Source organism: Streptomyces sp. NPDC051180, assembly GCF_040689545.1.
Lineage (GTDB): Bacteria > Actinomycetota > Actinomycetes > Streptomycetales > Streptomycetaceae > Streptomyces.
Window position 1 is genome coordinate 312,145 of record NZ_JBFBBC010000004.1, and the last position, 19,048, is coordinate 331,192.

A 19,048-nucleotide genomic window follows, 5' to 3' on the forward strand; every position below is an offset into this window, starting at 1 on the left:
CGGGCTCAGAAGGCGGGGGCGGGGACCGGCGGTCCGCCGAGCGCGTCGAGCCGCTCCGGCATCCTCAGGCCGACCATCCGGTGCCAGCCCGCGGCCCGGTCGTACGCGTACACGCCGTGGATCCCCGCGGCGAGGACGGCGGCCTTGGGCCGGGGCCACTCCAGGATCCGCCCCATGTGGCGCATGACGGCGAGGCTGACGTCCCGGTAGACCCGGATCTCCGCGAGCGCCGACTCGCGCAGGGTCCGCTGGATGAGCCGGCCGTGGCCCGCGCGGGCGAGCCGGAGCAGCTCCTCGTGGCAGTAGGCGAGGTGGTTGTCCTCGTCGTTGCAGATCATCCGGATCGCCTTGCCGAGCTCCGGGTGGTCCCCGAAGTACTTGACCAGGAGCTGCATCTGCTCGGCCGCGCGCTCCTCGGTGACCCGGCTGTGCGCGAGGTAGACGACGACGTCCTCCTCGGTCAGCGGCTCGTCCCGGCGGAGCTTCTCGTGCGCGAGTCCGATGCCGCGCTCTTCGAGCAGCATCGTGTAGTCGGTGTCGGGCGGCACCGGGACGGGTTCGAGGCCGCGCTTCTTCATCAACGCGTGGAAGATCCGGCCGTGCTTGTCCTCGTCGGCACCGTGCCGGGTGATCTTGGGAGTGAGATCCCGCATACCGGGGGCCACCAGGGCCGCGATCCGGGCGTTCTCCCAGCCGCCCTGCGCCTCGCCGCTCGCGGCGATGGAACAGAAGAGCCGGAAGGACTCGTCGTTGTCGATGATTTCCTGGAACAGGCCCTTGGCCGTGAGCATCGCCGCCACCTCCGTGCGGACGCCCGTACTGCGGTACGTCCGGGAAGAACGAGTCAAGTCCGGTCCCGCCCGGCGGGCAACAGCAGGGGCCGGAGGCTCGGCCGAAAGAGTGAGAGCCGGGGGCGTAACCGGCGGCCCCGCGGCGGCGTTGTGCTCCATGACGGCCGTGGCGGGGAAGACCCCCGAGCCCCCACCACGGCCGCGGACCACCTCGTGCCGGCGCCTACAGCCCGGCGCGCTCCATCGCCTCCACGCCCGCCCGCAGGGCCGCCACCCGCTCGTCGAGGGTGAAGCCGGCCGGGGCGAGGGTGAGGGTGGTGACGCCGGCCTCGGCGTACGCCGTCATCCGCTCCGCGATCCGCTCGACCGAGCCGAGCAGCGCGGTCTGGTCGATCAGGGAGTGCGGTACGGCGGCCGCGGCCCCCGCCTTGTCGCCGGCCAGGTACTTGTCCTGGATCTCGGCGGCCTCCTTCTCGTAGCCCATCCGCTGGGCGAGCTGGTTGTAGAAGTTCTGCTTGCGGCTGCCCATGCCGCCGACGTACAGGGCGGTGTAGGGGCGGAACACGTCGGCGAGGGCATTGACGTCGTCGCCGAGGGCCAGCGGCAGGGTGGGACAGACGTCGAAGCCGTCCATCGTCAGGCCGGCCTTCTCGCGGCCCGCCCGCAGGTGACGCAGGGCCGTCTCCTCCAGGTGGTCGGCGGAGGGGAAGATCAGCAGGGCGCCGTCGGCGATCTCGCCGGTCTGCTCCAGGTTCTTGGGGCCGATCGCGGCGATGTAGACCGGGATGTGCTCGCGCTGCGGGTGGACGGTCAGCTTGATGGGCTTGCCGGGGCCGTCCGGGAGCGGCAGGGTCCAGTGCTCGCCCTCGTAGCTGAGGCGCTCGCGGGTCATGGCCTTGCGGACGATCTCGACGTACTCGCGGGTCCGGGCGAGCGGCTTGTCGAACTTCACGCCGTACCAGCCCTCGGAGACCTGCGGGCCGGAGACGCCCAGGCCGAGCCGGAAGCGGCCGCCGGTGAGCGAGTCGAGGGTGGCGGCGGTCATCGCCGTCATGGCGGGCTGCCGGGCCGGGATCTGCATGATCGCGGAGCCGACGTCGATCCGCTCGGTCTTCGCCGCGACCCAGGTGAGGACCGTCGGGGCGTCGGAGCCGTACGCCTCCGCGGCCCAGCAGACGTCGTAGCCGAGGCGGTCCGCCTCCTGGGCGACGGCGAGATTGTCGCCGTCCATGCCGGCGCCCCAGTAGCCGAGGTTGATGCCGAGCCGCATTCCACGCACCCCTTACCCATCGGTAACGTCTCTGTGGGCCGGACTCTAGCGCGCGTCCGGGCCATCCGTCAGGGCACGGTTGTCCACAGGCTCTCTCCGCGTGGTGCCCTGGCCAGTAATCTCGCGCCCATGGAGCAGAGGCATCTCGGACGCACCGGCCTGCGCGTGTCGCGCATCGGACTCGGCACCCTGACCTGGGGCCGGGACACCGACGAGCACGACGCCGCCGAGCAGTTGAAGGCGTTCTGGGACGCGGGCGGCACCCTCGTCGACACCGCCGACGTGTACGGCGGGGGCGAGGCGGAGTACCTGCTCGGCCGGCTGATGGAGCGGCTCATCCCCCGCCAGGACCTCGTCCTGTCCACCAAGGCGGGCAGCGTGCCCGACCCCGACCGGCGCACCGACGGCTCCCGCGGCCATCTGCTCGCCGCGCTCGACGCGTCCCTCGCGCGGCTGGGCACCGACCACGTGGACCTGTGGCAGCTGCACGCGTACGACCCCCACACGCCGCTGGAGGAGTCCCTCCAGGCGCTCGACATCGCCGTGCGTACGGGGCGCGCCCGGTACGCGGGCGTGTCCAACTTCTGCGGCTGGCAGCTGGCCAAGGCAGGGACCTGGCAGCTCGGCGGCGACCGCACCCGCCTCGCCGGCGCGCAGCTGGAGTACTCGCTCCTCCAGCGCGGAGTGGAGCGCGAGGTGCTCCCCGCCGCCCTCGACCTCGGCATAGGTCTGCTCCCCTCGTCGCCCCTGGGGCGCGGAGTCCTGACGGGGAAGTACCGCTCCGGCACCCCGTCCGACTCGCGCGGCGCCTCGGACACCATGGCCCCCTTCGTGGAGCCGTATCTGGACGACGCCGCGAGCCGGATCGTCGACGCGGTCACCACCGCCGCCGACGGTCTCGCGACCACCCCGCTGCACGTGGCCCTCGCCTGGGTCCGCGACCGGCCCGGCGTGACCGCGCCCATCGTCGGCGCGCGCACGGCCCGCCAGCTCACGGCCGCGTTGTCGGTGGAGACCCTTAGTCTTCCTGAGGAGATCTGCCGAGCGCTGGACGACGTGTCCGCGCCCGTGCACCGCTATCCGGATCACGACTGGAGCACCTTGTGACCGAGCCTTCCGGGGAGACCGCGCCCGAGGCACCCGAGCCCACCGCCGACGCACCCGAGGAGGCCGCGCCGGACGCGACCCCCGGGGCCGCCGCCGACGCCCCCGGGCCCGGCGCGAGCGACGGACCGGCCGGGGACGGACCGGCCGGGGACGGCGAAGCGACGGACGGCGAGGCGGGGGACGACGGGGAGGACGACACCGAGGCCGAGGCCGACACCGCGGGGACCGATGCCGCGGACGGCGAGGCCCCGGAGGCCGGCGCCGCCGCGACCGCCGACGCGCCCAACGTGAGCGAGGCGCAGGCCGAGCTCGCCGCGCAGCGGGAGCTGCAGGCCCGGATCGCGGCCAGGAAGGCGGAGAAGGACGGCACGGTGGCGAGCGGCGGCAAGCTCAGCGGCACCGCGGCGGACCTCTTGGCGGCGGTACGGGCCATGGAGGGGGGCGCGACCTCGGGGGACGCGTTCTTCGAGGCGCCCGAGCCCGCCCCGCGCCGGGCCGCCCCCGACGCGGCCCCGGCCATGACCGTCCGGCCCCCCGTTCCCGCGCAGACCTCCGCCGCCCCCGCGCCCGCCACCACGGCGGCCGTGCGCGAGGTACTGGCCAAGGGCGGCGCGCCCGAGGCGCTGGCCGGGCAGGTCGCCGCCGTGCTCGGCGAGGGCGCGGCCGCGGCGCTGGGCGAGGACCCGTGGCAGCTGCTCGCGGTGCCCGGCGTGCGGCCGGAACAGGCCGACGGCTTCGCGCGGGCGCTGCTCGGCGCCGCCTGCGGTCCCGGCGACCCGCGCCGGACGGTCGCGCTGACCGTGTGGCTGCTGGAGCGCGCCGCGGCCCAGGGGCACACGGCGCTGGAGATCCAAGCCGTGCGCGCCGGGCTCGCCGAGCACGCCGTGCCGGACCCGGACGAGGCGGTCGAGACGGCCGTCTCCGAGGCCGCGGTCCTGGTCTTCCAGGAGGAGGAGACGCCCGAGGAGGAGCCCGACGCGGACGGCGAGGAGGCGCCGGACGCCTCCGAGCGGGCCGCGGCCGAGGAACCGGCCTCGCCCGTGCTGCTCGGGCTCGACCGGTACGCGCTGGCGGAGGAGAGCCTCGCGGACGGTCTGGCCCGGCTCGTCAGGACCGCGACGGCGCAGAGCTGGGAGGGCCCCGAAGTGGTGCAGGCCGCCGGGGCGCACGGGCTCGTGCTGCACACCGGGGGCGAGGCGTCCCGGGCCGAGCCGGTGGCGCTCGCCAAGGCCGCCCGCGAGCGGGGGCTGCGCGCCCTGGTCGCCGTCCACGGCGACGCCGGCCGGCGCGCGACGGGCGCGGCCCCCGAGGACGTGGTGACGGTGGCCGGCCTGCTCTCCGGAACGGCCGGTCCCGGCCGCGACGAGGAAGGCGCCCTCGCCCTGGACCTCCTGGCGGTGCTCGACGCGCCGCAGCTGGACGTGGAGACGGCCGCGGCGCTCGTGGAGTCGCTGCCGGACGGCTGCCGTCTGGTGCTGAGCGGCGACCCGGAGGTGCTGGGCGCGCCCGGCCCCGGGCGGGTCTTCGCGGACGCGCTGGCGGCGCGGGTGTGCCCCCGGATCGCCTCGCGGCTGCCCGACCCGGGCCCGCTGGGCGAGCTGGTGTCGGGCATCGGGGTCGGCGAGCTGAACCAGGTGGCGGCCCCCGGCAAGGAGGTCGTGATCGTCCCGGTGCGGGACGCCGGCGAGGCGGTGCACCGTACGGTCCAGCTGGTGGCCGACTCGGTGCCACGGGCGATCGGCGTGCCCGCCGACCAGACCCAGGTCATCACCGTCGGCCACGGCGGCTCCGCCGGCACGCGCGCGCTGAACGCCGCCCTCAAGCAGCGGCTCAACCCCGGTCCCGGCCGCTTCGGCGGCTACGACCCCGGTGACCGGGTGGCGTACGCGCCGGCGCCGGGCCGGACGGTGACGGGGACGGTCCTCTCGGCCGACGCCGAGGGGCTGCGGCTGCGCTGTGCGGACGACGAGCGGGTCGTGCCGAAGGAGCGGGTGGAGACGACGCTGCGGCACGGCTGGGCGCTCACCGCGCACCAGGCGGCCGGGGCGCGCTGGCCCGCGGTGGTCGTGGTGCTGCCCGGCGACGCCGCCGGCGGTCTGAGCCGGCCGTGGGTCTACACGGCCTTCGGACGTGCCGAGCGCCATCTCTCGGTCGTGCACGGCGTCGACCAGGCCCTGGCCCGCGCGGTGGCCGAAGGAGTGGCTCCGGAGCGCACGACGCGCCTGCGGCCGCTCCTGGAGGCCCTGCTCGCCACTCCCGAGGAGTAGACGGGACCGGCACCGGAACGGCCGGAGGGCCGGGGACACCGCGCTGAGCGGTGTCCCCGGCCCTCCGGCGTTCTCCCGTGCGCTTCCGGGCCCGGTCCCTCAGGAGCCCGCGCCGGCGTGCTCGCCCGCGACGGCCCTCCGCCCGTCGTGTCCGGTCTCCCCCGCGGTCCTGTCCTCGTCCTCGTCGTCGTCCTCGTCGAAGACGGCGCTGACGTCGAAGCGGCAGACGATCCGCTCGGGGTCGGCGGCGTGGTCGAAGGGGGCGTTGAGCCACTCCCCCGGCTCCGCGAGTTCGTCGGCGGCGGTGACCCACAGCGTGGAGTCGCCCTCCTCCAGGCCGAACTCCTTGTGCCGGGAGGCGATCTCGTCCGGCTCGAACTCGCCGAAGAGCACCCCGATCGCGGCGAGCGGCGACACAGCCGCCTTGGCGGCGTTGCGGGGGGCGTCGCCGTCGCCGTCGAGCTCGGCGACCCGCCGGGCCTGGGCGAGCAGGCGCTGCGGTTCCGCCACCGCGTAGTCGCGGCGGATCAGGAGGCTGAGGGCATGAGGTTCGTCAGGTCCGGCGTAGGGCGGCAGGGCGCCGTCCGCCCCCGGGATCTCGAAGGGAGTGACCTCGTCGTAGCGGTCGTAGAGGAGTTCGTCGTACGCCTCGGCCGCCGCGGCGAGGGCGTTGAAAGCCTCGAAGACGGCCGTGTCGTCGTCTCCCGTGCGGAGTTCGACCGCCGCGAGGTGACGGTCCAGTGCGGTCTTGACCGCCTCGGCGGCGGCACGTACCTCGGCAGCGGTGGGCTGCGCAGCATCAGACATGGGACAGACGCTATCCGTACCGGGCCCGTGCCCGCACAATAGATGCGATGCCGGAATACGAATTTGTCGATGTGTACGTGCCGCGCGGTGTCTCCCGCAAGGAGGCGACGCGCCTGCTGACCGACCACGCCGAGTACGGGCACTGGGAGTTGGACCGCCTGACCCTGCACCGGGACGGGAGCCGGAGAGTACGGCTGAAGCGGCGGATCATCCGCCAGGTCAGGGCGACCTGGTAGCGACCGCATGGCGAGGACAGGACATCGAGAAGGGGCCCCGCGGTGTGCGGGGCCCCTGTGCGTGGCCCGTCGGACGCGACGCGCTCAGGCGGCGCCGCGGTTGCGCCGGTAGATCAGCGAGCCGGCGAGCAGCAGTCCCGCGCCGGCGGGAACGATCACGCCGAGCGGACCCGCGCCCGTCTCGGCCAGCTCCTCGACCGGCGGCGTGACGACGTGCGTACCGGGCGTGTTCGGGGTGCCGGGCGTACCGGGCGTGCCCGGGTTCCCGGGAGTCCCCGGGTTGCCGGGGTTGCCAGGGTTTCCGGGATTCCCGGGGTTGCCGGGGTTGCCGGGGTTGCCCGGGTTACCGGGGTTCCCAGGGTTGCCCGGGTTTCCAGGGTTGCCCGGGTTTCCAGGGTTGCCGGGATTCCCCGGGTTACCGGGGTTCTCCGGCTCCTCGCCGTAGCCCGTGTCCTCGTCGTCGTCGCCGTATCCGCCGTCGTCGTCGCCGTATCCGCCGTTGACGCAGTCGTTGCCCGCGACGGCGTTGCCCAGGCCGACGCCCGTGACGCTGTTGCCGCACACGTTGACGGGGATGTCGATGGGGACCTGGACGTTGTTGCCCGAGGCCACGCCGGGCGATCCGGCGGTGCGGCCGACGGCCGCGGAGCCACCGCGCGACGGCGCGGTGTTGGCGCATGTGTTGCCCATCGCCGGATTCATCAGTCCGACGGCGTTGACGGTGTTTCCGCAGGCGTTCACCGGTACGTGGACCGGGACCTGGACGGAGTTCCCGGACGCGACGCCCGGGGAATTCGTGGCCGTACCGTTCGCGCCGGATTCGGCGTGCGCATATCCGCCGCCGACGGCGGCGAAAACGCCTCCGGCGGCCGCCACGGTGATAAGGCCCTTGCGCGTGACCTGTCGCATAGCTGTTCCCTGCCTGCTCGGCTTCGAAAGAGTGCCGCCGGGTGGAGAACCCGGTGGCGGAAATGGCCACCGGCCCCGGAGTGCATGGCACGCACTCCGGGGCCGGACCGGCTCACACCCTCACGGGGCGAGGCACAACGTCAGGCGTTGACGCAGGTGTTGCCGAAGGCGGGGTTCAGCAGACCGATCACGGAGACCGTGTTGCCGCACACGTTCACGGGGACGTGAACCGGCACCTGGACGACGTTGCCCGAGAGGACACCGGGGGAACCGATGGCCGCACCCTGGGCACCCGAGTCGGCAACGGCCATGCCCGCGCCCGCGAGAACCAGACCGCCAGTGGCAGCCGCAGCAGCGACGACCTTCTTGATCATTATTCCTCCTAGTTGGCAATGCGGCCCCAGCCGCGGACCGCATCACCTGTAACGAGGGGGAATGGTGGGGGCTACGAGTCCCCGAGTTCATTCACTCTTTCCGGTCACATGCAAACGGGCGGACGAATTCGGGTCGCGTCCGCCGTGTCCGTCAGCAGGCGTCGATGAAGCGGTCCAGGACGCGCGCGCCGAACTTCAGGCCGTCGACCGGCACCCGCTCGTCGACGCCGTGGAACATGCCGGCGAAGTCGAGCTCCGGCGGCAGCTGCAGCGGGGCGAAGCCGAAGCAGCGGATGCCGAGGTCGTCGAAGGACTTGGCGTCGGTGCCGCCGGAGAGCATGTACGGCACCGCGCGGGCGATCGGGTCCTCGGCCCGCAGCGCCAGCTGCATGGCGTCGACCAGGGCGCCGTCGAAGCTGGTCTCCAGGGCCTTGTCGCCGTGCACGTCCTCGCGCTTCACCCGCGGCCCGAGGATCCGGTCGAGGTCGGCGAGGAACTCCTGCTCGTAACCGGGCAGGAAGCGGCCGTCGACGTGCGCGGTGGCCTGGCCGGGGATCACGTTCACCTTGTAGCCGGCGCCGAGCATGGTGGGGGCGGCGGAGTTCCGCAGGGTGGCGCCGACCATCTTGGCGATGCCGCCGAGCTTGGCGAGGGTGCCGTCCATGTCCTCGGGGTCGAGGGGGGTGCCCAGCGCGTCCGAGAGCTCGTCCAGGAACGACCGGACGGTCTTGGTGACCCTGACCGGCCACTGGTGGCGGCCGAGGCGACCCACGGCCTCGCAGAGCTCCGTGATCGCGTTGTCGTCGTTGGTCATGGAGCCGTGGCCCGCCGTGCCCTCGACGGTGAGCCGCATCCAGTGCATGCCCTTCTGGGCCGTCTCGACCAGGTAGAGGCGCAGGTTCTCGTTCACGGTGAAGGAGAAGCCGCCGACCTCGCCGATCGCCTCGGTGACGCCGTCGAACAGGTCGCGGTGCTTGTCGACGAGGTGCCGGGCGCCGTAGGTGCCACCGGCCTCCTCGTCGGCGAGGAAGGCGAGGACGATGTCGCGCGGGGGCTTGCGGCCGCTGCGCAGCCGGTCCCGTACGACCGCGAGGGTCATCGCGTCCATGTCCTTCATGTCGACGGCTCCGCGGCCCCACACGCAGCCGTCGGCGATCTCGCCGGAGAAGGGGTGGTGGGTCCAGTCCTCGGCGTTGGCCGGGACGACGTCGGTGTGGCCGTGGATCAGCAGGGCCGGCCGCGACGGGTCCTCGCCCTCGATGCGGGCGACGGTCGAGGCCCGCCCCCTGTGCGACTCGATGATCTTCGGCTCGAGTCCGACCTCCGCGAGCTTCTCGGCGACGTACTCGGCCGCCGCCCGCTCTCCCGGGCCGGAGTGGTCGCCGTAGTTGCTGGTGTCGATGCGGATGAGATCGCGACAGAGGTCCACGACCTCGTCCTCGCCCCTGATGCCCTGGGCCGTGTTCGACTCGCTCACGCTGCTTCCTCCCACTACGTGCCCCACGTGGTTCCTTGTGATCTCCCCATCCTCCCGCGTGCCCCCCTCGCCCCCCAAGACCACCCGTCGGCCGACATGCGGCTGTCACATGACAGGGGCCGACCAGGGGTGGTGATCGACCCCCTCGAATCTTTGCTATTGTTCTGTTCGTCGGAAGGGCCGAGCGGCCCGGAAGACAAGACACCTTGTCCGGGTGGCGGAATGGCAGACGCGCTAGCTTGAGGTGCTAGTGCCCTTTATCGGGCGTGGGGGTTCAAGTCCCCCCTCGGACACAAGTGAGAGACCCCACACCACGTGGGGTCTCTCTTGTTTTTCACGACGGTAGGACCCGGTGCGACGCAGATCCAAGGCCCCCTCCTCCCCCCTCCCCCAGCGGGACGGGATCGATCCGGTGCGGGTGCGGTTTCCGGAGGATCCCGAGGGGCGCTGGGGGAGCGTGCGGGAGTTCCTGGTGGACCGGTACGGGCGGGCGATCGGCGCCGGACGGGTCGACGAGATGCTGGCGGGAGGCCGGTTCGTCGGGGTGGACGGGCCGGTGGGTGGGGACGAGTCGTACGCCGCGGGGCGGCTGGTGTGGTTCCACCGGGACTTTCCCGCCGAGACGCCGGTGCCGTTCGGGATCGGGGTGGTGTACCGGGACGAGCGGCTCCTGGTGGCGGACAAGCCGCACTTCCTGGCGACGATGCCGCGCGGGCGGCACGTGACCGAGACGGCGCTCGCGCGGCTGCGCAGGGAGCTGGGGCTGCCGCGGCTGCAGCCGGCGCACCGGCTGGACCGGCTGACGGCCGGGCTCGTGCTGTTCGTGGTGCGCGAGGAGGACCGGGGGGCGTACCAGACGCTGTTCCGGGACCGGCTCGTGCGCAAGGAGTACGAGGCGGTGGCGCCGTACGACCCGGAGGTGCGGCTGCCGGTGACGGTGCGGAGCCGGATCGAGAAGGAGCGCGGGGTGATGGCGGCCCGCGAGGTGCCGGGCGAGCCGAACGCCGAGAGCCGGATCGAGCTGGTCGGGCACGTGGGCGGTCTGGGCCGGTACCGGCTGGTGCCCGTCACCGGGCGGACGCACCAGCTGCGGGTGCACATGAACGCCCTGGGCCTGCCGATCCTGCACGATCCGGTCTATCCGGTGGTCCGTGAGGACGGGCCGGAGGACTTCGGGCGGCCGCTGCAACTGCTGGCGCGGACCCTGGAGTTCACCGACCCGTTCACGGGCGTGGAGATGCGCTTCGAGAGCCGGCTGGCTCTCAGTGGCCCCGGTTGATCCACTCCTGGAGGTGCGGGGCCTCGGCGCCGATCGTGGTCGGGTCGCCGTGGCCGGTGCGGACGACCGTCTCGGGCGGCAGCGTCAGGAGCTTCTCGCGGATCGAGTCGACGATCGTCGGGAAGTCCGAGAAGGACCGGCCGGTGGCGCCGGGGCCGCCCTGGAAGAGGGTGTCGCCGGTGAAGACCGTGCCCAGGTCGGGGGCGTACAGGCAGACCGCGCCGGGGGCGTGGCCCGGGGTGTGGAGGACGGTCAGGTCGATGCCCGCGATGGTGAGGACCTGGCCGTCGGCGAGGTCGCCGTCGGGGCTGTGGTCGGGGTGGGTCTGCTTCCAGAGCGGCTGGTCGGCCGGGTGGAGCAGGATGCGGGCGCCGGTGGCGGCCGCGAGCGCCGGGGCCGCGTCCACGTGGTCGTTGTGGGCGTGGGTGCAGACGATCGCGCGCAGGGCGCGGCCGTCGAGGGCGGCGAGGATGGCGTCGGCGTCGTGGGCGGCGTCGATCACGACGGCTTCGGCGTCGTCGCCGACGATCCAGACGTTGTTGTCGACGTCCCAGGTGCCGCCGTCGAGGCTGAAGGTGCCGGAGGTGACGAGGTGGTCGATGCGGGCGGCCATCACAGCACCACCACCGAGCGCAGGACGTCGCCCTGGTGCATCCGGGCGAACGCCTTCTCGACGTCGCCGAGGCCGATGGTCTCGGTGACGAAGGCGGCGAGGTCGATGCGGCCCTGCTGGTGCAGGTCGATCAGCATCGGGAAGTCGCGGGAGGGCAGGCAGTCGCCGTACCAGGAGGACTTCAGGGCGCCGCCGCGGCCGAAGACGTCGAGGAGGGGCAGTTCGAGCTTCATCTCGGGGGTGGGGACGCCGACGAGGACCACGGTGCCGGCGAGGTCGCGGGCGTAGAACGCCTGCTCGTACGTCTCGGGGCGGCCGACGGCCTCGATGACGACGTCGGCGCCGAAGCCGCCGGTGAGCTCGCGGATCGCCTCGACGGCGTCGGCGGAGCGGGAGTTGACGGTGTGGGTGGCGCCCATCGACGTGGCGGTCTCCAGCTTCCGGTCGTCGATGTCGACGGCGATGATCTTCGCGGCCCCGGCGAGGCGGGAGCCGACGATCGCCGCGTCGCCGACGCCGCCGCAGCCGATGACGGCCACGGTGTCGCCGCGGCCGACGCCGCCGGTGTTGATGGCGGCGCCGATGCCGGCCATGACGCCGCAGCCCAGCAGGCCCGCGACCTCGGGGGCGACGGCCGGGTCGACCTTGGTGCACTGGCCGGCGGCGACGAGGGTCTTCTCGGCGAACGCGCCGATGCCCAGGGCCGGGGACAGCTCCGTGCCGTCGAGGAGGGTCATCTTCTGGCGGGCGTTGTGGGTGGCGAAGCAGTACCAGGGGCGGCCTCGCTCGCAGGCGCGGCAGGTGCCGCACACGGCACGCCAGTTGAGGATCACGAAGTCGCCGGGGGTGACGTCGGTGACGCCCTCGCCGACCGACTCGACGATTCCGGCGGCCTCGTGGCCGAGCAGGAAGGGGAACTCGTCGTTGATGGCGCCCTGCTTGTAGTGGAGATCCGTGTGGCAGACGCCGCACGCCTGGATCTTCACGACCGCCTCGCCGGGGCCGGGATCGGGGATGACGATGGTCTCGACCCGTACCGGTTCGTTCCTGCCGGGGGCGATGACCCCCTGGACGTGCTGCGGCATCGCGAACTTCCTTTTCTCCGACCGGATCTTGTAAGGCTCCTGCGTACCACTATCTCCTGACAAGAGGCGAGACCCCCGCAGGCCGTGCCCGCGGGGGTCCCGCCGTCGTCGTCGTGAACGTCAGTCCTGGAGGGTCGCGGCGGTCGCGCGGACCCGGCGGCGGACCAGGAACCAGCCGCCGACGAGCGCGGCCGCGATGAGCGGCAGGAGGTTCACGGTGGTGCGGCCGATGCCGCCGTCCATCCACATGAGGACGAGGACGGAGGCGAGGAAGACCAGGGTGACGATCTGGGTGTACGGGGCCCAGGGCAGGTTGTAGCCGGGGCGGGTGAGCCGGCCCTGCCGGGCGCTGCGCCAGAAGAGCAGCGAGCAGACCATGATCATGGCCCAGGTGCCGATGATGCCGATGGAGGCGAGGTTGAGCACGAGTTCGAACGCCTCGCCGGGCATGACGTAGTTGAGGGCGACGCCGAGGACGCCGAAGCCGGCGGTGAGCAGGATGCCGCCGTAGGGGACGCCGCCCCTGTTCATGACGCCGGTGAACTTCGGCGCGGAGCCGGAGAGCGACATGGAGCGCAGGATGCGGCCGGTGGAGTACAGGCCCGAGTTGAGGCTGGAGAGCGCCGCGGTGAGGACGACGAGGTTCATGACGCCGGCGGCGCCGGGGATGCCGAGCTTGTCGAAGACGGTGACGAAGGGGCTCTGGTCGCCGGAGTAGGCGGTGTACGGGAGGATCAGCGCGAGCAGGACCACCGAGCCGACGTAGAACAGGCCCACGCGCCACATGATCGAGTTGATCGCCTTCGGCATGATCTTCTCGGGGTTCTCGGTCTCGCCGGCGGCGACGCCGCACAGCTCGACGGAGGCGTAGGCGAAGACGACGCCCTGGATGAGCAGGAGCATCGGCATCACGCCCTGGGGGAAGATGCCGCCGTTGTCGGTGATGTTGGCGAGGCCCGGGGTGTGGCCGCCGACGTCGTGCGAGGTGACGATGAGGAAGATGCCGATCAGCATGAAGGCGACGAGGGCGCCGACCTTGACGATCGCGAACCAGAACTCCATCTCGCCGAAGTACTTCACGGAGATGAGGTTGGCGGCGAGGACGACCGCGAGGGCGATCAGGGCGAGGACCCACTGCGGGACGTCGCTGAACATCGCCCAGAAGTGGGCGTAGGTGGCGGCCGCGGTGATGTCGGCGACGGCGGTGGTCGACCAGTTGAGGAAGTAGAGCCAGCCGGCCGTGTAGGCGCCCTTCTCGCCCATGAACTCACGGGCGTAGGAGACGAAGGCGCCGGAGGAGGGGCGGTAGAGCACGAGCTCGCCGAGGGCGCGCACCACGAAGAAGGCGAAGAGGCCGCAGACCGCGTAGGCGATGAAGAGGGACGGGCCCGCCTGGGACATCCGGCCGCCGGCGCCGAGGAAGAGGCCGGTGCCGATGGCGCCGCCGATGGCGATCATGTTGACGTGCCGGGACTTGAGGTCCTTGCGGTATCCGGCGTCGCCGGCGTCGACGTGGGGGGCAGCGGCCTGCCTGGCCGGTGCGGCGGACAGCGGCTCGGCCGCGGTGACGCGGTCAGTCATGGAGTTGTTCGCCTTCGTGAGGGGGAGCTGTGCGGTGCCCGGCCGTGCCCGCTGGGGGGTGTCCCCGGCACGGCCAGCGCACATCCTCACGTCAGGGAGCGACGGATGACTGTGGCGCATGTCACTGAACGCCCATATTTGAGCTAGTTCAGAGCTTTACGGAGCCAAGACGTCCAGTTCCTTGAGGGCACCCACCGCGATCTGCCGGGTGAGCTCCTCGGCGCGGAGCGCGTCGCGCTCGCGGACGGCCTCGGCGACCTGGACGTGGAGGGTGACGGCGGCCGGGTCGGGGTCCTCGAACATGACGTGGTGGTGGGTGCGGCCGGTGAGGACCTCGGCGACGACGTCCCCGAGGCGGGCGAACATCTCGTTGCCGGAGGCGTTGAGCACGACCCGGTGGAAGGCGACGTCGTGGACGAGGTACTCCTCCAGGCGTCGGCCGCGCGAGGTGGCGACCATGCCGAGTGCCTGCTCGGTGAGCTCCCTGCACTGGTCGGGGGTGGCGTGGAGGGCGGCCAGCCCGGCGGCGACCGGTTCGACGGCCGAGCGCAGCACGGTGAGCGAGCGGAGCTGGCGGGGCCGGTCCGCGCCCGCCAGACGCCAGCGGATGACCTGGGGGTCGTACACGTTCCAGCTGGCGGTGGGGAGCACGGTCACGCCGACGCGGCGGCGGGACTCGACGAGGTGCATCGACTCCAGGACCCGGACGACCTCGCGGACCACGGTGCGGGAGACGTCGAAGCGCTGGGCGAGCTCGTCGGTGCGCAGCACGGTGCCGGGCGGGTACTCCCCCGCGGTGATCGCGAGACCCAGGGTGGCGAGGACGTGCGAGTGGAGCCCCTGGGCCGGTGTCGTCATGGTGGCAAGCCTATGCGGGCGCGCTCGGGTGATCACCTCGGGAATGAAAAGTACGACTTTTATGTCACAGACTCTTGAATACGTCGTACCCAATGGGTTTCATGAGCGCGACGGATCGATGTCGAAGAAGACAGCGAGGCACCACCCATGAGCACCACCCCCCACTCCCCGGTCGTCGTCGTGATGGGCGTCGCCGGGACCGGCAAGACCACGATCGGCCCGCTGGTCGCCGAGGCTCTCGCCCTCCCCTACGCGGAGGGCGACGACTTCCACCCCGCGGCGAACGTGGCCAAGATGTCGGCCGGCACCCCCCTGGACGACACCGACCGGTGGCCCTGGCTCGACGCCATCGGACGGTGGGCGCACGACCGGGCCGGGCTCGGCGGTGTGGTGAGCAGCTCCGCGCTGAAGCGGAGCTACCGGGACCGGCTGCGCGCCGCGGCGCCCGGCGTGGTCTTCCTCCATCTGACCGGTGACCGGGAGCTGATCGAGCACCGCATGGGGGCCCGCCGGGGCCACTTCATGCCGACGGCGCTCCTCGACTCCCAGTTCGCCACCCTGCAGCCGCTGCAGGAGGACGAGGCCGGCGTCGCCGTCGACGTCTCCGGCACCCCCGAAGAGATCACCGCCCGGGCCGTCGCCGCGCTGCGCGGCCTCGCCGCCCGCTGACCCCCGTCCCCCGTCCCCCCGCTCTCCTGCCCGTACGAAGGACTCCACCGTGACCCGTCTCAGCGTCGAGACCCTGGCAGCGGACGCCGCCGAACCGATCACCTCGGCCGGCAACGCCCAGCTCGGGATCGCCGTGCTCGCCGGCATCGCCGTCATCGTCCTGCTCATCACGAAGTTCAAGCTGCACGCGTTCCTGGCGCTGACCATCGGGTCGCTGGCGCTCGGCGCGTTCGCGGGCGCCCCGCTCGCCGACACCATCAAGTCCTTCAGCACCGGCCTCGGCAACACCGTGGCCGGCGTGGGCGTCCTCATCGCGCTCGGCGCGATCCTCGGCAGGCTGCTCGCCGACTCGGGCGGCGCCGACCAGATCGTGGACACGATCCTGGCGAAGACCGGCAAGCGCGCCATGCCGTGGGCGATGGTCCTGATCGCCTCCGTGATCGGTCTGCCGCTCTTCTTCGAGGTCGGCATCGTGCTGCTGATCCCGGTGGTGCTGATGGTCGCCAAGCGGGGCAACTACTCGCTGATGCGGATCGGCATCCCGGCCCTGGCCGGCCTCTCCGTGATGCACGGCCTCATCCCGCCGCACCCCGGCCCGCTGGTCGCGATCGACGCCGTCGGCGCCAACCTGGGCGTCACCCTCGCCCTCGGCCTCGTCGTCGCCATCCCGACCGTGATCATCGCCGGTCCGGTCTTCTCCCGGTACGCCGCCCGCTGGGTGGACATCCAGCCCCCGGAGTCGATGATCCCGGCCCGTCCCTCCGAGGACCTGGAGAAGCGCCCCGGCTTCGGCGCCACCGTCGCGACCGTGCTGCTGCCCGTCGTCCTGATGCTGGTCAAGGCGCTCGTCGACATCGTGGTCGACGACCCCGAGAACGCCGTGCAGAAGGTCACCGACGTCATCGGCTCGCCGCTGATCGCGCTCCTCGCGGCCGTCATAGTCGGCATGTTCACCCTGGGCCGCGCGGCCGGCTTCACCAAGGAGCGGCTGTCCACCACCGTCGAGAAGTCGCTCGCCCCCATCGCGGGCGTGCTGCTCATCGTCGGCGCCGGAGGCGGCTTCAAGCAGACCCTGATCGACATCGGCGTCGGCCAGATGATCCTCGACTTCTCCAAGGAGTGGTCGATCCCGGCCCTGCTGCTCGCCTGGCTGATCGCCGTCGCGATCCGGCTCGCGACCGGCTCGGCCACCGTGGCGACGATCTCCGCGGCCGGTCTGGTCGCCCCGCTCGCCGAGGGCATGTCGACCGGCGAGGTGTCCCTCCTCGTCCTCGCCATCGGCGCCGGTTCGCTCTTCTTCAGCCACGTCAACGACGCCGGTTTCTGGCTGGTGAAGGAGTACTTCGGGATGAGCGTCGGCCAGACGGTCAAGACCTGGTCGGTGATGGAGACGATCATCTCGGTCTTCGGCATCGTGTTCGTGCTGCTGCTCTCGCTGGTGCTGTAGCCCGGCTCCCCGCGTATGCCCCCTCGGGCCGGTCGTGGCTGACAGACTGTCGGCCATGACCGGCCCTCACGCGCTCAAGCCCTTCCTCCTCGCCTTCCCCGGACCGCTCCGGGACCGGCTCGTCGCGGCCGTCATCGCCGGCCGCAAGACCGCCACCACCGGCCTGCTCGTCGAGTGGCAGGTCGAGGGGGAGGAACTGCCCGAGGTGGGCGAGCGCTCGGCCCTCGTGGACTCGGACGGCCGCGAGGTCGCCGTCGTGGAGGTCACGGACGTCCGGGTCCTGCCCCTCGGCGAGGTCGACCTGGCCCTCGCCCTGGAGGAGGGCGAGGGGCATCTCTCGGTCCCCCAGTGGCGGGCGGACCACGAGCGCTTCTGGCACAGCGACGAGATGCGCGAGGGGCTCGGGGACCCGGACTTCACCGTGGACGACACGACGATGGTGGTGGCGGAGCGGTTCCGGGTGGTGGAGCTCCTGCCGGTCGGGCCCCGCTCCCCCGGGCTCGGCTGACGCGCTCCGTCCCTCAGCAGACCGCCGTCCGTCGGCCGGTCGCCTCCCGTCAGCCGACCGCCTTCGCCGCGGCCCGGCCCGCCGCGCGGCCCGAGAAGATGCAGCCGCCGAGGAAGGTGCCTTCGAGGGACCGGTAGCCGTGGACGCCGCCGCCGCCGAAGCCGGCGGCCTCGCCCGCCGCGTACAGCCCGGCCAGCGGGTCGCCGCCCTCGGTGAGGACGCGGGAGTCGAGGTCGGTCTCCAGGCCGCCGAGGGACTTGCGGGTGAGGATGTTGAGGCGGACGGCGATCAGCGGGCCGGCCGCGGGGTCCAGGATGCGGTGCGGGGCGGCGGTGCGGATGAGCTTGTCGCCGAGGTACCTGCGGGCGCCGCGGATGGCCGTGACCTGGAGGTCCTTGGTGAAGGGGTTGGCGATCTCGCGGTCGCGGGCGGTGATCTCGCGGCGGAGGGCGGCCTCGTCGATCAGCGGCTCGTCGGTGAGCGCGTTCATGCCGCGGACGAGGGCCGGGAGGTCGTTCTCGACGACGAAGTCGACGCCCTGATCCATGAACGCCTGCACGGGCGCGGGCACGTCGGCGCGGGCGCGGCCGAGGACGTCGCGGACGGACTTCCCGGTGAGGTCCGGGTTCTGCTCGGAGCCGGAGAGGGCGAACTCCTTGCCGATGATCCGCTTGTCGAGGACGAACCAGGTGTGGTCGTGGCCCGTCCGCATGATGTGTTCGAGGGTGCCGAGGGTGTCGAAGCCGGGGAAGAGCGGGACGGGGAGCCGCTTGCCGGTGGCGTCGAGCCAGAGGCTGGAGGGACCGGGGAGGATGCGGATGCCGTGCCGGGCCCAGATGGGGTTCCAGTTCTCGATGCCCTCGGTGTAGTGCCACATCCGGTCGCGGTTGATGTGGTGGGCGCCGGCCTTCTCGGCGATGCCGAGCATGAGGCCGTCGACGTGGGCGGGGACACCGGAGAGCATCGTGGCGGGCGGGGTCCCGAGCCGGTCGGGCCACTGGGCGCGGACCAGGTCGTGGTTGCCGCCGATGCCGCCGGAGGTGACGATCACGGCCTGGGCGCGCAGCTCGAAGGTGCCGGTGGTCTCCCGGGAGCTGGCGGTGCCGCGGCCGGCGTCGGAGGGTTCGAGGATCTCGCCGGTGACGGTGTCGACCGCTCCGGCGGTGCGGCCGAGGGCGGTCACCCGGTGGCGGAAGCGGAAGCTGACCAGGCCGCGGGCGGCGCCCTCGCGGACCCGCTGCTCGAAGGGGGCGACGAGGCCGGGGCCGGTGCCCCAGGTGATGTGGAAGCGGGGCACGGAGTTGCCGTGGCCGATGGCGCCGTAGCCGCCGCGCTCGGCCCAGCCGACCACGGGGAAGAAGCGCACCCCGCGCGTGTGGAGCCAGGACCGCTTCTCTCCGGCGGCGAAGTCGACGTACGCCTCGGCCCACTTCCGCGGCCAGCGGTCCTCGGCGCGGTCGAAGCCGGCGGTGCCGTACCAGTCCTGGAGGGCGAGGTCGTGGCTGTCCTTGATGCGCATACGGCGCTGCTCGGGCGAGTCGACGAGGAAGAGCCCGCCGAAGGACCAGTGGGCCTGGCCGCCGAGGGACTGTTCGGGCTCCTGGTCGAGGAGGATCACGGTGCGGCCGGCTTCGACCAGCTCGGCGGTGGCGACGAGGCCGGCGAGACCGGCCCCGATCACGATCACATCAGCGTCGTAGGACATGGACCGCATCTTGGATACACGGATGTATCCAGTCAACCGTTTCGCCTCGCCGGGGGCCTCCCGTT

Annotated in this window: 18 protein-coding genes and 1 tRNA gene; 8 read left to right on the forward strand and 11 right to left on the reverse strand. The window is 72.5% G+C overall.

Annotation, left to right across the window (positions count from 1 at the left end):
• Nucleotides 1-5: 5 nt before the first annotated feature.
• Together AB0424_RS10490 and AB0424_RS10495 are read right to left on the reverse strand one after the other, a co-directional pair.
• Nucleotides 6-791 (reverse strand): ferritin-like domain-containing protein, encoded by a 786-nt coding sequence (locus tag AB0424_RS10490; RefSeq protein WP_366303857.1) that lies wholly within the window; start codon nucleotides 789-791, stop codon nucleotides 6-8.
• 223 nt (nucleotides 792-1,014) lie between these two features.
• The gene (locus tag AB0424_RS10495) at nucleotides 1,015-2,061 is read right to left on the reverse strand and encodes an LLM class F420-dependent oxidoreductase (RefSeq protein ID WP_366303859.1); all 1,047 of its coding nucleotides are present in this window, start codon (nucleotides 2,059-2,061) and stop codon (nucleotides 1,015-1,017) included.
• A 129-nt stretch (nucleotides 2,062-2,190) separates the two neighbouring features.
• Here AB0424_RS10495 and AB0424_RS10500 point away from each other — a divergent pair, with 129 nt between their 5' ends.
• Nucleotides 2,191-3,168: an aldo/keto reductase gene (locus AB0424_RS10500; RefSeq protein ID WP_366303861.1), complete on the forward strand. Its 978-nt coding sequence runs from the start codon at nucleotides 2,191-2,193 to the stop codon at nucleotides 3,166-3,168.
• Nucleotides 3,165-5,435, forward strand: coding sequence for an ATP-dependent RecD-like DNA helicase (locus AB0424_RS10505; protein WP_366303862.1), 2,271 nt, complete (start codon nucleotides 3,165-3,167; stop codon nucleotides 5,433-5,435). The genes AB0424_RS10500 and AB0424_RS10505 overlap by 4 nt, the downstream gene beginning before the upstream one ends.
• A gap of 99 nt (nucleotides 5,436-5,534) precedes the next feature.
• On the opposite strand, the gene AB0424_RS10510 is transcribed toward AB0424_RS10505, so the two are convergent.
• Nucleotides 5,535-6,242: a hypothetical protein gene (locus tag AB0424_RS10510; protein ID WP_366303864.1), complete on the reverse strand. Its 708-nt coding sequence runs from the start codon at nucleotides 6,240-6,242 to the stop codon at nucleotides 5,535-5,537.
• A gap of 47 nt (nucleotides 6,243-6,289) precedes the next feature.
• Between AB0424_RS10510 and AB0424_RS10515 the strand changes: the two genes are divergently transcribed.
• Nucleotides 6,290-6,478, forward strand: a complete 189-nt coding sequence (locus AB0424_RS10515) for a DUF5703 family protein (protein ID WP_073915128.1) — start codon at nucleotides 6,290-6,292, stop codon at nucleotides 6,476-6,478.
• An 84-nt stretch (nucleotides 6,479-6,562) separates the two neighbouring features.
• Here the strand turns inward: AB0424_RS10515 and AB0424_RS10520 are convergent, their stop codons facing one another.
• The 3 genes from AB0424_RS10520 to AB0424_RS10530 form a co-directional block, all read right to left on the reverse strand.
• Nucleotides 6,563-7,387, reverse strand: coding sequence for a chaplin (locus tag AB0424_RS10520; protein WP_366303866.1), 825 nt, complete (start codon nucleotides 7,385-7,387; stop codon nucleotides 6,563-6,565).
• A gap of 140 nt (nucleotides 7,388-7,527) precedes the next feature.
• The gene (chpH, locus tag AB0424_RS10525) at nucleotides 7,528-7,761 is read right to left on the reverse strand and encodes a chaplin ChpH (RefSeq protein WP_030315925.1); all 234 of its coding nucleotides are present in this window, start codon (nucleotides 7,759-7,761) and stop codon (nucleotides 7,528-7,530) included.
• Nucleotides 7,762-7,912: 151 nt separating this feature from the next.
• Entirely contained in the window at nucleotides 7,913-9,238 is a 1,326-nt protein-coding gene (locus tag AB0424_RS10530; RefSeq protein WP_366303868.1) for a M20/M25/M40 family metallo-hydrolase, read from the reverse strand.
• A gap of 208 nt (nucleotides 9,239-9,446) precedes the next feature.
• On the opposite strand from AB0424_RS10530, the gene AB0424_RS10535 reads away from it, so the two are divergent.
• Both AB0424_RS10535 and AB0424_RS10540 read left to right on the forward strand, forming a co-directional pair.
• A tRNA-Leu gene (locus AB0424_RS10535) sits at nucleotides 9,447-9,531 on the forward strand.
• A 59-nt stretch (nucleotides 9,532-9,590) separates the two neighbouring features.
• Nucleotides 9,591-10,517 carry an RluA family pseudouridine synthase gene (locus tag AB0424_RS10540; protein WP_366303869.1) on the forward strand — a complete coding sequence of 309 codons (927 nt, stop codon included), beginning with the start codon at nucleotides 9,591-9,593 and terminating at the stop codon, nucleotides 10,515-10,517.
• Here the strand turns inward: AB0424_RS10540 and AB0424_RS10545 are convergent.
• From AB0424_RS10545 to AB0424_RS10560, 4 genes are all read right to left on the reverse strand, one after another.
• Entirely contained in the window at nucleotides 10,501-11,130 is a 630-nt protein-coding gene (locus AB0424_RS10545) for an MBL fold metallo-hydrolase (protein ID WP_366303871.1), read from the reverse strand. The genes AB0424_RS10540 and AB0424_RS10545 overlap by 17 nt on opposite strands.
• Entirely contained in the window at nucleotides 11,130-12,215 is a 1,086-nt protein-coding gene (locus tag AB0424_RS10550; protein ID WP_366303873.1) for an S-(hydroxymethyl)mycothiol dehydrogenase, read from the reverse strand. The genes AB0424_RS10545 and AB0424_RS10550 overlap by 1 nt, the downstream gene beginning before the upstream one ends.
• Before the next feature lie 120 nt (nucleotides 12,216-12,335).
• Complete coding sequence (locus AB0424_RS10555; protein ID WP_366303875.1) at nucleotides 12,336-13,796, reverse strand: amino acid permease; 1,461 nt, start codon at nucleotides 13,794-13,796, stop codon at nucleotides 12,336-12,338.
• 156 nt (nucleotides 13,797-13,952) lie between these two features.
• Nucleotides 13,953-14,654: an FCD domain-containing protein gene (locus AB0424_RS10560; protein ID WP_366303877.1), complete on the reverse strand. Its 702-nt coding sequence runs from the start codon at nucleotides 14,652-14,654 to the stop codon at nucleotides 13,953-13,955.
• Nucleotides 14,655-14,801: 147 nt separating this feature from the next.
• On the opposite strand from AB0424_RS10560, the gene AB0424_RS10565 reads away from it, so the two are divergent.
• Genes AB0424_RS10565 through AB0424_RS10575 form a run of 3 tightly spaced genes read left to right on the forward strand, consistent with a single transcriptional unit; the run spans nucleotide 14,802 to nucleotide 17,278 of the window.
• Nucleotides 14,802-15,323: a gluconokinase gene (locus AB0424_RS10565; protein WP_366303879.1), complete on the forward strand. Its 522-nt coding sequence runs from the start codon at nucleotides 14,802-14,804 to the stop codon at nucleotides 15,321-15,323.
• 49 nt (nucleotides 15,324-15,372) lie between these two features.
• Nucleotides 15,373-16,770: a gluconate:H+ symporter gene (locus AB0424_RS10570; protein ID WP_366303881.1), complete on the forward strand. Its 1,398-nt coding sequence runs from the start codon at nucleotides 15,373-15,375 to the stop codon at nucleotides 16,768-16,770.
• Nucleotides 16,771-16,825: 55 nt separating this feature from the next.
• Nucleotides 16,826-17,278, forward strand: a complete 453-nt coding sequence (locus tag AB0424_RS10575) for an ASCH domain-containing protein (protein WP_366303883.1) — start codon at nucleotides 16,826-16,828, stop codon at nucleotides 17,276-17,278.
• A gap of 49 nt (nucleotides 17,279-17,327) precedes the next feature.
• Here the strand turns inward: AB0424_RS10575 and AB0424_RS10580 are convergent, their stop codons facing one another.
• A complete protein-coding gene (locus tag AB0424_RS10580) occupies nucleotides 17,328-18,983 on the reverse strand; it encodes an FAD-binding dehydrogenase (protein ID WP_366303885.1) in 1,656 nt (551 codons plus the stop codon).
• Nucleotides 18,984-19,048 lie beyond the last annotated feature (65 nt).